The organism is Nostoc sp., assembly GCF_036917975.1.
In the GTDB taxonomy this organism is placed as follows: domain Bacteria; phylum Cyanobacteriota; class Cyanobacteriia; order Cyanobacteriales; family Nostocaceae; genus Nostoc.
On sequence record NZ_JBALEJ010000069.1, the window covers coordinates 1 to 14604 of the forward strand.

At 42.3% G+C, this 14604-nt stretch carries 13 protein-coding genes; 6 read left to right on the top strand and 7 right to left on the bottom strand.

Going from position 1 to position 14604, the window contains the following annotated elements:
- Window positions 1-783: 783 nt before the first annotated feature.
- From V7K76_RS25345 to purN, 4 genes are all read right to left on the bottom strand, one after another.
- Entirely contained in the window at window positions 784-1515 is a 732-nt protein-coding gene (locus V7K76_RS25345; protein WP_334779213.1) for an FHA domain-containing protein, read from the bottom strand.
- 1110 nt (window positions 1516-2625) lie between these two features.
- On the bottom strand, window positions 2626-4215 hold the full coding sequence (locus V7K76_RS25350) for a serine/threonine-protein kinase (protein WP_334779202.1): 1590 nt from the start codon (window positions 4213-4215) through the stop codon (window positions 2626-2628).
- 943 nt (window positions 4216-5158) lie between these two features.
- Window positions 5159-5929 carry a hypothetical protein gene (locus V7K76_RS25355; RefSeq protein WP_334779203.1) on the bottom strand — a complete coding sequence of 257 codons (771 nt, stop codon included), beginning with the start codon at window positions 5927-5929 and terminating at the stop codon, window positions 5159-5161.
- 309 nt (window positions 5930-6238) lie between these two features.
- The gene (gene purN, locus V7K76_RS25360; protein WP_334779204.1) at window positions 6239-6889 is read right to left on the bottom strand and encodes a phosphoribosylglycinamide formyltransferase; all 651 of its coding nucleotides are present in this window, start codon (window positions 6887-6889) and stop codon (window positions 6239-6241) included.
- Window positions 6890-6965: 76 nt separating this feature from the next.
- Here purN and V7K76_RS25365 point away from each other — a divergent pair, with 76 nt between their 5' ends.
- Complete coding sequence (locus V7K76_RS25365) at window positions 6966-7229, top strand: hypothetical protein (protein ID WP_334779205.1); 264 nt, start codon at window positions 6966-6968, stop codon at window positions 7227-7229.
- Between the two features lie 38 nt (window positions 7230-7267).
- On the top strand, window positions 7268-10471 hold the full coding sequence (locus V7K76_RS25370; RefSeq protein ID WP_335030159.1) for a caspase, EACC1-associated type: 3204 nt from the start codon (window positions 7268-7270) through the stop codon (window positions 10469-10471).
- A gap of 178 nt (window positions 10472-10649) precedes the next feature.
- Here V7K76_RS25370 and V7K76_RS25375 read toward each other — a convergent pair whose 3' ends face one another.
- Window positions 10650-10925 carry a BrnA antitoxin family protein gene (locus tag V7K76_RS25375; protein ID WP_190935122.1) on the bottom strand — a complete coding sequence of 92 codons (276 nt, stop codon included), beginning with the start codon at window positions 10923-10925 and terminating at the stop codon, window positions 10650-10652.
- The gene (locus V7K76_RS25380) at window positions 10888-11163 is read right to left on the bottom strand and encodes a BrnT family toxin (protein ID WP_334779207.1); all 276 of its coding nucleotides are present in this window, start codon (window positions 11161-11163) and stop codon (window positions 10888-10890) included. Before V7K76_RS25380 ends, V7K76_RS25375 begins: the two co-directional genes overlap by 38 nt.
- A gap of 136 nt (window positions 11164-11299) precedes the next feature.
- Between V7K76_RS25380 and V7K76_RS25385 the strand changes: the two genes are divergently transcribed.
- The gene (locus V7K76_RS25385; RefSeq protein WP_334779208.1) at window positions 11300-11524 is read left to right on the top strand and encodes a ribbon-helix-helix domain-containing protein; all 225 of its coding nucleotides are present in this window, start codon (window positions 11300-11302) and stop codon (window positions 11522-11524) included.
- Window positions 11511-11624 (top strand): type II toxin-antitoxin system PemK/MazF family toxin, encoded by a 114-nt coding sequence (locus V7K76_RS25390; protein WP_442936195.1) that lies wholly within the window; start codon window positions 11511-11513, stop codon window positions 11622-11624. Before V7K76_RS25385 ends, V7K76_RS25390 begins: the two co-directional genes overlap by 14 nt.
- 33 nt (window positions 11625-11657) lie before the next feature.
- Here the strand turns inward: V7K76_RS25390 and V7K76_RS25395 are convergent, their stop codons facing one another.
- Window positions 11658-11942, bottom strand: a complete 285-nt coding sequence (locus tag V7K76_RS25395) for a hypothetical protein (protein ID WP_334779209.1) — start codon at window positions 11940-11942, stop codon at window positions 11658-11660.
- 111 nt (window positions 11943-12053) lie between these two features.
- Between V7K76_RS25395 and V7K76_RS25400 the strand changes: the two genes are divergently transcribed.
- Together V7K76_RS25400 and V7K76_RS25405 are read left to right on the top strand one after the other, a co-directional pair.
- Window positions 12054-12179 carry a hypothetical protein gene (locus V7K76_RS25400; protein WP_334779210.1) on the top strand — a complete coding sequence of 42 codons (126 nt, stop codon included), beginning with the start codon at window positions 12054-12056 and terminating at the stop codon, window positions 12177-12179.
- Between the two features lie 463 nt (window positions 12180-12642).
- A partial coding sequence (locus tag V7K76_RS25405) for a caspase, EACC1-associated type (RefSeq protein WP_335030161.1) occupies window positions 12643-14604 on the top strand: 1962 nt, incomplete at its 3' end.

The following is a 14604-nucleotide window of genomic DNA, read 5'->3' on the forward strand; positions in this document are numbered from 1 at the left end:
GGGTTTTTTTATTTAAAAAAATAACTGACCTTGATAACTAACTCACCTGTTGGCTAACACCCACTTGAGGTTCTTTCTCGTTTCGTAAGTGTAGCCGATCCTAGACATCACCATCAATCCTAATTTAGTTCATTTTCTCCGGAAGATACTAGCTGACCCTAGAAGAGATTATTGGTAGATGCACCCTGATAACTCACTCCCCTGTAGGTTAACACCAACTGGGGTTTTTTTATTTAAAAAAATAACTGACCTTTGTACAATTCCATCCGGAGTATGGTGTTCAACCTGAGAACATTTAATTGGTAGATGCACCCTGATAACTAACTCCCCTGGTTGGCTAACGCTCACTGGGGGTTTTTTTACGTAAATGCGAAACAGTTACAGGTTGCAATTTCCGTCATTAGATATCGCCCTAGCATTTTATGCCCACATGACCGGAGTGCGCCACTACTCTTGTTGCCACTGCTGGTAGACCTTAAGTATCCTCCTGTTGTCGGGATAGAGGATAACTTGTTCACTCAATTCCTGAATCGCTTTCTTTTTATTGTGGGCTAAAGATGCTACTCCAAAATGATTGCTATGATATTTAATCACATTCTTAATTTTTTTTCTATATTTTCACCTTAAGTCTTTCTCTGACAGCAGGATTGCTGTCAGAGAACATCCAATTATTTAGCTAGTACAACACGGCGTAAATAAACCAACCATTTAAAATAGCCAGAAAGCTTACAAAATAAGCATTCTTTCTTTTTACTTTTGCCTTTTTACTTTTGCCTTCTTGTACTAGCTGAGATTAGACGGTATTTGTCTGGTAAAAAAGCGGTCTAGAATTTCTGATTTCTGTTCTGAACTGAAGTTGTCATAACGATTTTCCAGCTTCTCAAGTCCAAAATTTCTGAAAGTCTCTAAATTAGAATCTGGTTTTTCAGTTAGAGGTTTTTGTCTATTCTGGGAATAAGTAAGCATTTCTACTGTATGATTACCCTTCCGATGCACAAGCTGCATCAATAAATCTATCGCTACAGTTGGCAAAACGCGGTAGTTATAATTTACAAAAAAATCAAAAGTCATATTCCCTAGACGGATGCGATCGCCATCTTTAAGCTTGATTCGCCCGACAGCGCGATCGCCATTCACAAACGAGCCATTGGTACTGTTGAAATCAATTAAGTAAAAGCCTTGCTCATCAATATGTTGAATAGCAGCATGGCGACGAGACAGATGACTATCAGCAATGCAAATACCACTGGTGCGATTACGACCTATTGTCCAAATTCGTTGTGGCTGTCGTAAACTTTGAGTCTGATTGTCGCACAAGTTAGTCATCAAATAAACAGCAGCAGTATCCACTACACCATGTACGTAACACGCCTTGACTCTCGTCAACGACGGTTGAGATAGATTTTCTAGCTGAAGAATTTCATCTAAAAGGCTGCTGTGGTGTTCATATAACTTGAGGAATACTTGATATAAAGTTAATCGCCGTTCTATTTCCGTTTGTGCAAAGTCAGTCATTATACGTAAACCTTGTACTACCTGATTTCGGTCGTAAATATTCTGTTTCAGCCTACAATCAGGGATAATTGATTTTTCGCTTTCCGCTGCCATCTGAAAACTTGAATGGCTTAAGAGCGTTCTATTTTACAATTTTTAGGTGCGAGATTCCCTGTTGTTTCTAGCCATAAAAAGCATGAAAATCTTCTTAAGAAATTATGATTATGCTTTATTGTTTATTGTAAATAATCATTTGCTATTTGCAACAGGTAGAAATCATAAATATTTCATTAAGAATTGCCAATTACCTACATATTTATGCTAAAAATCTGGATATCTCTTAACATTTGCGAGAGCAATGACTATCGCTCAACCTAAACATTATATCTATTTGGTCAATTCTGAATAAATCTGAGTTTTTACCCTGAATCATCAGGGCTAATTTTCCAAGCTAGCAAGAAAATATCAGCTTTGTGATCCTTAGAAAATAAGCATTTTATAATTTTCAGTAAATACAGTCCACCACAAAAAGAGTATGGAGTTTAATCATTCTTAGGTTGGTAGAACATAATGAAATCCAACATAAACCCTCGATATTTCCGAACCTTTTTTACGGTTACGTGTACTAAGTAGAAAGGCTTAATTAAAATAAAGCTGCTAAGAAGCTGCTCTAGCTCTTGAGAACCGGGCTATGAATAAAAGTTTGATTTTACATTTAATTACGTCTATAAGAATTTGTGCAGAAGTTATAAATAAAAAGGTCCCCGACTTCTTCAATAAGTTGGGGATCTGAACCTTTCACTGAGAGAAAATCAAATAGGATTGATATACCTACTTAATGGAGTATTAAAAAAGCAGGGAGACTATTTTACTAATCTAAATAATCGGTTTAAATCAAAAAGATTCATCTGTAAAGATAGTCTAGAATCTAATATCCAAAATTAATTAAAAAGTAAAAATATAATCCCCATAAATAAATTTAGTTGCTCTGTGGCCATTTTTATTTTTCTTTCTTTTGCCTTTTTACTTTTTACTTTTGCCTTGTTCGGTCACCCAATCTAAAAATTATCCTACTTTGCTTAACTCTTGCTACTAGAGCAAGCAAGTGGCTCCCAAGTTTAAACTTTCCAATCACAACAAGCCTCGCTTTCCATTGGGGCGCACGGTCATCCAATTTGTTTTTGCTAGTGCTAGCTGCTCATCAGAAATCTTGGCACTGGTGAGATTAGCACCACACAGATTAGCTCCTCGGAGGTTAGCATTGCTGAGATAAGCATTGCTGAGGTCTGCGCCTCGCAGGTCTGCCCCTTCTAAATCAGCATGGTTAAAGTATGCTTTGCTCAAATTAGCATCCTTAAGATTTGCTCGAGTGAGACTGGCTCTGCCAAAGTCACTATTGTGGAGATTAGCCCCCTGGAGATTGGTTTTTTGCAATTGAGCAGAATGGAAATTTGTTTGGGATAAGTCAGCACCTTGCAGATTCAGCAAACTTAAATTGTGTAAGGCAAAATCCCGCCTTCCCTTCAGATAGGCTGTTAACAAACTTTGGGTATCTAATTTCCGCTCAACTTTAGAATTTTGAACTTGTGAACCATTGCTGTTGCTAGCGAAAGTTGTTGATTTAGCCATCCCAGAACCCTGGTGTAATCCCCCTGCTTCTGCTGTCTTGGCTCGTCTAGCACGAATTGCTGCCGCTACCTGTGCCACTCCAGTACTTGTGGCAGAAGGATTGTTACATAAAACAGCAGAATTTTCGTTATGTGTTCGATCTCTAGATCCACTCTCAGATTTAATCAGTAAACCCTTGGCTAAACTATCTAAGTATGGTTCTATTTCCAATGCTCGGAGAACTTCTGCTGCTGACTGATAGCGATTACGTACAGATACATCTAACATTTTTCGCAATACATTGCTCAAGTGATCGCTCACTTGCACAAGATGCTCCCATATCATCTCGCCAGTGTTGGGATTGTAATCTAAATCTTTAGGAGTTTTGCTAGTCAGTAAAAAAATGCATGTCACCCCCAGTGCATAAATATCACTGGCGTAGACTGGACGCATAGCCATTTGCTCTGGAGGTGCAAAACCAGGAGTACCAATGGCATAAGCAGTTAATGCTGTCTGTCCTGATGGATTTGTCGTACCTTGGCTGATTTGATTTTTGACGGCACCAAAGTCTATCAGTACCATTCGGGCATCTTGAGTGCGGCGAATTAAGTTGGCTGGCTTGATATCACGGTGAATCACTTTTTGCTCGTGGATGTATTGCAACAGTGGCAAAATCTCGCTCAAAAACTGCTTGACTCCTGTTTCACTCAAGATGCCGTTAAGTTTGACCTCCTCTTGCAAGGTATCACCACTGATATATTCTTGAATTAAGTAAAATTGTTCATGATCTTCAAAATAGTCTAATAATCTTGGTACTTGGGGATGATTGCCAATCTTACCTAGAGTTTTAGCTTCTCGCTCAAAGAGTTCTCTAGCCATCTGTAAAACGTGTGGGGCGCTTCCTGATGGGCGTAATTGTTTGATTACGCAGCTCGGTTCTCCTGGTAAGCCTTGGTCATTGGCTAAGAAGGTTGCTCCAAAGCCACCTTGACCTAATGGTTTGATCACCTGATAGCGATCGCGCAACAGTAGTTGCGAGCCACAAGACTGACACCTTTGGCTATATACCAAATTTTCTGGATTGGGACAGGTCGGACTTAAGCAGTAGCTCATGCACTCTCAACTCGCTGCACGAATAATCACGGGGAATGTTATACTCCCTTTCAATTATTTAGATATTAATCAACTTCTGCCAGGTAATTTTTGCGGGAAATGCTTTGAAGAGTTGCTAAAGTTTAGCTGAGATTACGTATAGCGATCGCTAGAACCAGACGATTTATTATACTTAAACTGATAAATAATATTTATGCTACTTTATATCAATTGGTAATGATGCTCTCTTAAACCTTGGTACTCTCCCAATTTACTCACGTAATTCGCAATAGAGAAAGTTTGCTTTAATTTAGTCGTCTATGTCAGTAATTTTGATCGGTTCGTAGTGGGTGGCTGTAGCTCTCATCTAAGCACTTAAGTGATTATTACGAAATCCCTTAACCTGTCATCATCCCTACGGTAGATTATTAGGTTTCCCTGTGATTGAATTAGCTTAAGTCTACTGAAGTAGACTGGAGATTCTTGGCGATATTTAGTCATCTTCAGATGACTTTCGCTATTATACGGGAATTTCAATTCCCGGCGGACAAGCGGTTTCACCTTAAGTTGACACTAATGATTCATGAATTGCCCCCACGACAAATATGGTTTTTGACCTTTTACGACCCCTTCGGGGCGGGAGTAGGGAGTAGGGAGTAGGAAGTAGGGAGTAGGAAGTAGGGGAAGAAATTAGCCCTCGATTTAGGTTTAAAGCCGTACAACTCTTAGAGACGCTACCACGTAGCAAGATCCCCGTAGGGGTACGTCCCGCTACGCGCTAACGCCTGCAAGTGGCGCGTTCGCGAACAGCGTCTCATCAGAGAAAAAATCCTTGTATCGCATATTGGTTGAAACCCCGCTTTTCGGAAAAGCTTTCTTAGTTTCCCTACTCCCCACTCCCTACTCCCCACTCCCTTTCATATATTTGATGTTTATTGTCAATGCATAATTAATATTATCTTGCTCAAACAAATAATTTGAATCGTGCCAGCTGATTTTCAATGGTTCCTGTGAGGATTTTATTCAGTTCTGTAGTATCTTGGAATTGCAAAATTTGCTGTGTGGGTAAATCGAAAGAAAATTGCCCTTCAAAGTCTGGGCGTTGCATCTGCGCTAATAAAATCTGTTCAGATCGCTTACTTTGGATAGCATAGCCAATTTCAATACAGACATTCGGACTGGGAATTAATTGGGCGATTTCTTTACCATCAATCATCGCAATGGGCGCAGTGTCAGCGATAAATAACAAACTCTTACGGATTTTTCGCATGATTGTGCGGTTAATTCGCAGAGGTGCGCCACTGGCACGAGAGGATTCTACTAATGTTAGGGGAAGGCGCGATCGCAAGTTTAAATTTTCCAAACTTTTTCGCAGTTCTTCTCTTAAAGCATCTGTCGCTGCGGGATATTCAGTTTGAGAAGATAAAAAAATCGTTGGTTCTAACTGAGCCAACACTGCTTGCTTGGTAAAATAAATTTCATGGCTAATTAAGTCAATGTTAGAGACAGAATAGCCACCACTACCTTCAATATAAAATTCAATATTTTCCCCTTCCAGATAGCGCCCAAACCAAGTTGATTTCTTCACTTCGTCACTTTCTTCCAAAAAGTCTGCTCGCAATGCTGATTTCAACAGACTTTTTTTGCTTAAGCGAATGTCTGGTGGACGTTTTTCCAGTTCTGGAATCGGCTCATAATCTTGTAGATACCACGCCCTGAGCGCAATAATTGACATAAGACGCTATTTCAACTGTTTCTCGCTAATAAAATTAGTATAATCTTACACCCAGAGGATGTTAGATTTCAGACTTCTCTTTAAACACACCAACACCCAAATCTCTACTCCCTGAACTATCCCCTCTCCTTGTTTATCCTAACCAGGGATGTACTAACTTTCACCGCTTCTGTGAATTCTATCAATAATAATGGCTATGTAATAGACATCTCCAGAAATTAAATATGCGTTACCCAGAACCCTTGTAGAGACGTAGCAGTGCTACGTCTCTACGTTATTTTTCGGAGATGTCTAATTAATTCTGTTTGGTTACTTATGCTTTGACGAAGAAGCTGCCAGAGCGATCGCCAGTGGTAAAATTCGATGTTCCTGAATTTGAATCCTGGTGTGGAGCGTTTCTGCTGTATCATCCGGCAGTACTGGGACTGCGGCTTGCATCAATATGGGGCCACTGTCCATTTCTAAACAAGCTATATGTACTGTACAGCCAGTGATTTTTACCCCAGATGCCAAAGCTTGTTCTACAGCATGAATGCCTTTGAAACTAGGTAACAAACTAGGATGGATATTAATAATTTTATCAGGAAAGGCATCAATGAAAACTGATGTTAACAATCGCATCCAACCTGCCAAAATCACCCACTCTACATCGTAGCGCCGCAATGTCTGCACAATTTCCCGATCAAACTCTTCTCGGCTTTGATAGTTGCGGTGATTTAATAAAACAGTTTCTACACCTCTATTAGCTGCTCTTATGGCTGCCTTCGCAGAGGGATTATTGTAAATTAAAACTCGAATTTGGGCATTTAGCCGCCCATCCTGGATAGCTTGGGCAACTACATCAAAATTGCTGCCATTCCCAGAAGCCATAATTCCCAGTTTTAAAGGGGCAATTTGTTGACAAACATCGCTAATGCTGGGAGAAACCAAGCTCAGGGTAGAATCAGGGCGGAAGGTCATAACAGCTAAGAGGAAAAATTATAGATGCCAAAAAGATATAATAAGTACACTTTTGTGTAAAAGCGTAGCTTGTTTAATGCAAAAGGACGCATTGGCATTGTTACCCGACGCATTGGCATTGTCAACCGATGCATTGGCATTGTTACCCGATGCATTGGCATTGTTACCCGGTGCATTGGCATTGTTACCCGGTGCATTGGCATTGCTACCCGATGCATTGGCATTGTTACCCGATGCATTGGCATTGCAGGGTAAGCTGTTCCACATTCAACTTATAACTAGTCCGGTTGATAGAGATAATATTCTAAAACTTGGTATAAAGAAGACAGCACAGAGATGAAAGCCATATCGGATTTGATCGCAGCATAGGTAAGTTAAATGGCGAAGGTAGCGTTGCTGATTGGGGTCAGTGAGTATGAACCAGGGCTGAGTCCTCTTCCTGGAGCAGTTAAGGATGTAGAAGCGTTGCGAGAGGTGCTTCTGCATACAGACATGGGTGGATTTGCTGCTTCAGATATTACCCTGCTAAAAAATCCTGAGCGACAAGATGTAGAAGAAGCGATCGAGCGTCTATTTACCAATCAGCCAAAAGATGACTTGGTGTTGTTTTACTTTTCAGGGCATGGCATCAAGGATGATCTAGGACAGCTTTACTTGGGAACGCGCAAAACACGCAAAAATAGCAAAGGTGAATTAATTCGTTCTACTGCTGTTGCAGCGCGCTTTATCCAACAGTGTATGAGTCTTAGCCGCTCCCGTCGGCAGGTGGTAATCCTAGATAGCTGCTTTAGTGGCGCTTTTGCTGAGGGAATGTCTGCCAAATCTGATGACGGCACGATTGACATCCGAGAGCAGTTGGGCGGTGAAGGACGAGCCGTATTGACTTCTTCTAGTTCAACACAATATTCTTTTGAGCAAGAGGGGCAAGATTTATCGATTTACACTCGTTTTTTGATTGAAGGTATTAAATCGGGAGAAGCCGATCGCGATCGTGATGAGTTTATCTCTATTGATGAACTCCATGAATATGCCAGTCAGAAGGTGCGAGAACTTCAGCCGGCGATGAAGCCGGAAATCTATGCAATTCGAGAAGGCTTTAAAATTCGACTGGCAAAGGTGGCTCCGGGCGATCCCAGACAGCGATACCGTAAAGAGGTAGCGCGATTTATTCATCGAGGCGAAATTTCCTTTGTTGGTCGTCGTACATTGGATGTATTGAGGACTCGCTTGGAATTGGAGACAACTGAAGCGAAGGCGATCGAAGATGAGGTTTTAGAACCGTACCGCAAGGAGTTTGGCGACAAACTCCAGCAGTATCAGCAGGTATTCACCGAGCTACTGGAGCGAAACGAGACAATTACAGATGGCGATCGCCACGATTTGCAAAATCTCCAGCAAATTTTGGGACTGCGGAATGAAGACACGATGCCGATTGAGGCACTGGTGACTGCACGGTTTAAAACACATCAGCAAAATTTTCAAATTTATCAGCAAGCGTTTACAACAGCACTGCGACAGGAGTTTCCTCTGAGTACAGCAAGCCGCGATCGCTTACGGCAAACCCAGCAGCAATTAGAGCTTACGAATGGGGATATTGCGGCGATCGAATCTCAGATTACGGCTGAGGTAGAGGCATATCACCAAAAGCTCCAGGACTACCAACATCTGTTTTTTACTGCCACGCAGCAGGAATATCCCCTCAGTGAGGCAACCCGCAATGACTTACACCAACAGCAGCAGCGCTTGGGACTGACGGATGTAGATGTTGCCCCAATTGAAGCGCAAATCACAACACAGATTGAAAGCTATCATCAAAAACTCCAGCAGTACGAGCAGGCATTTGTGAAGGCGACGCAGCGCCAGCATTATCCAGATGAAGTAACGCGAAAGCAATTGCAGCAAACCTGGCAGACGTTGGAGTTGAGTAAGGGAGATGTGGGAGCGATCGAGAGGCGAATTAATGCGGAGATTGAAACGCATCAAGCAAACTTGCAGCAATATGAGCAAGAATTTACAGAAGCTATTGAGCAAGAATATCCGCTCAGTGCTTTTAAACGCTCTCAACTAACGCAACGTCACCAAGCGTTGAATCTGACTGCTGAGGATGTGACTGCAATTGAAAATCCAATTGTTGTGGCGATCGAGGAACATCGGCAAAAGCTTCAGCAGTATGAACAGGTATTTAGAGAGTCGATGCAGTTTGAATATCCTCTCAGTGACGTTACTCGTGAAGAACTTCAACGTTTTCAACGAATTTTAGAACTAAATGATGCGGAAACATCTGCACTTGAAGCAATTATTATTCAACCATCTTCAGAAGCAGAATCCCCGAAACAGCAAGAGATAATCAGACAGCAGCAGGAGGCAGAAAAACAACAAGAAGAAACTGTACGACTAAACCAGCAGGAGGCAGAAAAACAACGGCCGCAGGAGGAAGCAGAATATTGCCAAAAATTACAGCAGATGGACATCACTGCAATTGAAACCAGAGTTGTAGCAAGCCGAGAATTGATTAAACCTCCGATTCAGCAGTCAAGCTCTGCTCAACCCACTCAATCGGCTCAAGAGCGAATAACCCGACAAAAGTTTTTGAAGTGGGCTGGCTTTGGAAGTGTAGGTTTGGTGACAGCAGTAGTAGGTCGTGAAATTTTTAAGGGTCAATCACCGATACCCCAATCTACTATTGAACCTGCTAATCAACCTACTAATCGACCTACTAATAAATCAAAAACTATCTCTGCACCTGAACCTAAATATATTCCCTTTAAGTTTGAAACGGTAACGGTAGATAAAAAGGGACAGGTAATTAAACGAGAGCCTAACAAGCAAGCTAAGTTCTTTAAGGAGGACTTAGGCAATGGCATAACTTTAGATATGGTTCAGATTGTTGAAGGCTCTTTTAATATGGGTTCGCCACTAGGTGAAAATGGTAGAGCCAAAGATGAAGAACCACAGCACACTGTGAATGTGCCTGCTTTTTTTATCGGCAAGTTTGAAGTTACTCAGGAACAGTACCAGCAAATAATGGGTAACACTCCGTCCAAATTCAAGGGAGCAAAACGTCCTGTAGAGCAAGTGTCCTGGAATGATGCAGTGGAATTTTGCAAAAAGCTGAGTCAAAAAGCTGGGCGTGAATATTGCCTACCTAGTGAAGCAGAGTGGGAATACGCCTGTCGTGCAGGAACAACGACACCATTTCACTTCGGCGAGACGATTACAACTGAGTTAGCTAACTATGAGGGAAATTCCACTTATGCTTCTGCACCAAAAGGAAAAAATCGTCAAGAAACAACAGAAGTAGGAAGTTTTCCACCCAACGCCTTTGGATTATACGATATGCACGGCAATGTCTGGGAGTGGTGTCAAGATACTTGGCATGACAGCTATAAAGGAGCGCCTAGTGATGGAAGTGCATGGATAGATAATGATAATAAAATTCGGATGCTGCGGGGTGGTTCCTGGCACGACCTTCCTGGAAAATGCCGTTCCGCGTCCCGTAACCTAAACTTTAGGGTGGGGCGCGACCTGATCCACAGCAATCTTGGTTTTCGGGTTGTCTGCGCGGTTGGGAGGACTCTTTAGGCCTTTAGACTTTAGCTCTTTTGCCCTCTGCCCTTCTTTCCTTTACCCTTTTTGAGTGTAGCGAAGCGGAACGATCTAATTTTTTCAAAAAACAGAGTCGATCAAATTATGAATCAAGAGCTTACCCAAGCGATGCTTCAGAAGTTCAGCTATCCCATAGTGTCGATCGATTTACTAACTATCGATGAGCTTCCATATATGCTCGCAGTAAAGTATTGATCTGCGTTTGATAACCCCGTCCTTGCGACTTAAACCACTCTAATACATCGCTGTCAATGCGTAACGTCACCTGTGCTTTATTTTTTGCCGCAGGTAAACCCCGGCGAACAGTAGCCTTAGCAAACAGTTCTGGTGTAATTTCCGGGCAATCTGATAAATCAATGTCTTCATCGCTCATAGCATCAAGTCGTTGCCAATCAGTCTGAGAATTGCTCGAAATAGATTCGTTGCTCATATTTAGTTGCCTTTCTTGCAGAAATAATGCGCGTTAAATCATCACGATCTGTATGGACAATAGCAACGACTCGCCCTTGCAACAAGCCAAACGTGACGAAACGCTGCTCTGCGTAGCTGTAGCGATCGTCTTCAACCGTAACCGTATCTCCATAAAATACTGCTGGGATATCGATAAAATCGATTCCGTGCTTGCGAAGATTAGTAAGACGTTTTGCTTCATCCCATTCAAACTGCATTACCTAAACACAGCTACGCTTACCTGATTGTAACGACAAATTGTAGTTACAGCCACTTAACTAAACGGATCTGCTGGGCTTTAAGATTAAGCTAGGATATTAGTACTAATTATTTTTGCTACTAGTTGGTAGGAAGATGAATGTAGAAAAACTCTCTATTTCCTTGCCACCGTCTTTAGTGGAGTTTGTCGAAAACTACAAGCAAAATAAAGGATGTAAATCTCGTTCTCAAGTAATTGAAGAAGCATTAGAATTGCTGCGAAACCGAGAATTAGAGGCAGCTTACCGAGAAGCGTCTGCTGAAATTGATAACGATTGGGATGTGACAGTAGCAGATGGTTTAACAGATGAAACGTGGTGATATTTATTACGCAAATCTTAGTCCGGTGATGGGTTCAGAAATGGGTAAACGTCGTCCAGTACTAATTGTCAGTAACTTTGCATCGCGCACTTGTTCATAATGTTAGCCTTGTCCTTCTAAAATCTCTAAGTATTCAACTGTTTTCAGTTTGCAAGTTAAGAATTGAAGATTGCATTTGCTGCATATTGACAGCGAGTACTTCAAAGTTTTGTTGATGAATTGTAACTGTTTGCAGTAGCAAGTTAACTGAGTTGGCAATTTCGTTTACTGACTGGGTTAACTCTGCCGTTGATTGTCTCAGTTCGGTTGTTGATTGTCTCAGTTCAGAATTCACTACAACCTGATTGTCAAGCTGTTGTGAAACTCTCTCTAGTGTTGCTTCTATTCGGTCTAGTCTGTCTGGTTGTTGTTGTGTCATAAGGATTGGTGAGTAGGGGAAAAGAGCACATTAAAGTATAAGCGATGCCTATGGGCTGTAAACTACGCACCTGCTGGGCTTTGATTCAAAACTTAGTTTCTAGAAATCATTATGAACCAAGAGCTTACGCAAGCGATCGCCTCAGAAGTTCAGTTATTCCACGGCATGGAACAGAAAGAAAATTTTCTCTTTTTACTTGGTGCTTTACTTGCTAAGAGAACTCCACAAAATAAATGATCCAAAACCCGTCATTGCGTTCGCCCTTGGCGTTCCCGAAGGGTACGAAGCGAAGCAATCCCAACCCCTGCGATTGCTTCGCTTCGCTCGCAATGACAACTGGGCATTTTTTTACTTGGAGTACTCTAAAGTAATCAGTCTTCAAAAAACCGCAGAAGTTATGCAACTGGAACCAGCAGAATTCCTTAAAATTCTAGACCTGATGGGAATTGAATTTTCTTACCTTGCTGAAGAAGATGTTGCTTTACAAAAAAGCTGGTAAATGAATGCAAATTATTCTCAATTCATCACCACTGATTTTTCTCGCTAAACTGGGCTATCTGAATCAATTTATCGAATATCCTGATGATTTCTACATTCGCGTTGAGTCCGGTTGATAGAGGTGATACTCTAAAACTTGCTATAAAGGAAACAGTACAGAGATGAAAGCGTATCGAATTTGATCGCAGCATAGGTAGGTTAAATGGTGAAGGTAGCGTTGCTGATTGGGGTCAGTGAATATGAGCCTGGGCTGAATCCGTTGCCCAGTGCGGTCAGAGATGTGGATGCAGTATATGAGTTACTGCTGCATCCACAGATAGGCGAATTTGCTACATCAGATATTACCCTGCTAAAAAATCCTGAGCGACAAGTTGTAGAAATGGCGATTGAAACGCTATTCTCTGGACGGCACAAGGATGATTTGCTGCTGCTGTACTTTTCAGGACACGGCATCAAAGACGATCGCGGTAGGCTGTATCTAGCGACTCGCAACACCAGGAAGACACAGCAGGGCGAATTGATTCGCTCAACGTCGGTGTCTGCCAATTTTATTCACGATCGCATGAGCGAAAGCCGCTCCCGTCGGCAGGTGGTAATCCTGGATAGCTGCTTTAGTGGCGCGTTTGCTGAGGGAATGTCTGCCAAAGATGACGGAACTATTGACATCCGGCAGCAGTTGGGCGGTGAAGGACGAGTCGTGTTGACTTCTTCTACTTCGACTCAATATTCCTTTGAGCAAGAGGGGCAAGATTTATCGATTTACACTCGTTTTTTGATTGAAGGTATTAAGTCGGGAGAAGCCGATCGCGATCGCGATGAGTTTATCTCCATTGATGAACTCCATGAATACGCCAGTCAGAAGGTGCAAGAACTTCAGCCGGCGATGAAGCCAGAAATCTATGCAAGTCGAGAAGGCTTTAAAATTCGACTGACAAAGGTGGCTCCAGGCGATCCTAGACAGCAATACTGTAAAGAGGTAACGCGATTTATTCATCGAGGCGAAATTTCCCTTGTTGGTCGTCGGACATTAGATTATCAGATGACTCGCTTGGGATTGGAGACAACTGAAGCGAAGGCGATCGAAGATGAGGTTTTAGAACCGTACCGCAAGGAGTTCCGTGAAAAACTCCAGCAGTATCAGCAAGTGTTCACCGAGCTATTGGAGCGAAACGAGACAATTACAGATGGCGATCGCCTCGATCTGCAAAATCTCCAGCAAATTTTGGGGCTGCGGAATGAGGACACGATGCCGATTGAGGCACTAGTGACTGCACGGTTTAAGACGCATCAGCAAAATCTGCAAACTTATCAGCAAGCGTTTACAACAGCACTGCGACAGGAGTTTCCTCTGAGTACAGCAAGCCGCGATCGCTTACGGCAAACCCAGCAGCAATTAGAACTTGCAGATAGAGATATTGCCGCGATCGAATCTCAGATTACGGCTGAGGTAGAGGCATATCACCAGAAACTCCAAGGCTACCAAGGGCTGTTTTTTACTGCCACGCAGCAGGAATATCCCCTCAGTGAGGCAACCCGCAATGACTTACACCAACAGCAGCAGCGCTTGGGACTGACGGATGTAGATGTTGCCCCAATTGAAGCGCAAATCACAACACAGATTGAAAGCTATCATCAAAAACTCCAGCAGTACGAGCAGGCATTTGTGAAGGCGACGCAGCGCCAGCATTATCCAGATGAAGTAACGCGAAAGCAATTGCAGCAAACCTGGCAGACGTTGGAGTTGAGTAAGGGAGATGTGGGAGCGATCGAGAGGCGAATTAATGCGGAGATTGAAACGCATCAAGCAAACTTGCAGCAATATGAGCAAGAATTTACAGAAGCTATTGAGCAAGAATATCCGCTCAGTGCTTTTAAACGCTCTCAACTAACGCAACGTCACCAAGCGTTGAATCTGACTGCTGAGGATGTGACTGCAATTGAAAATCCAATTGTTGTGGCGATCGAGGAACATCGGCAAAAGCTTCAGCAGTATGAACAGGTATTTAGAGAGTCGATGCAGTTTGAATATCCTCTCAGTGACGTTACTCGTGAAGAACTTCAACGTTTTCAACGAATTTTAGAACTAAATGATGCGGAAACATCTGCACTTGAAGCAATTATTATTCAACCATCTTCAGAAGCAGAATCCCGGAAACAGCAAGAT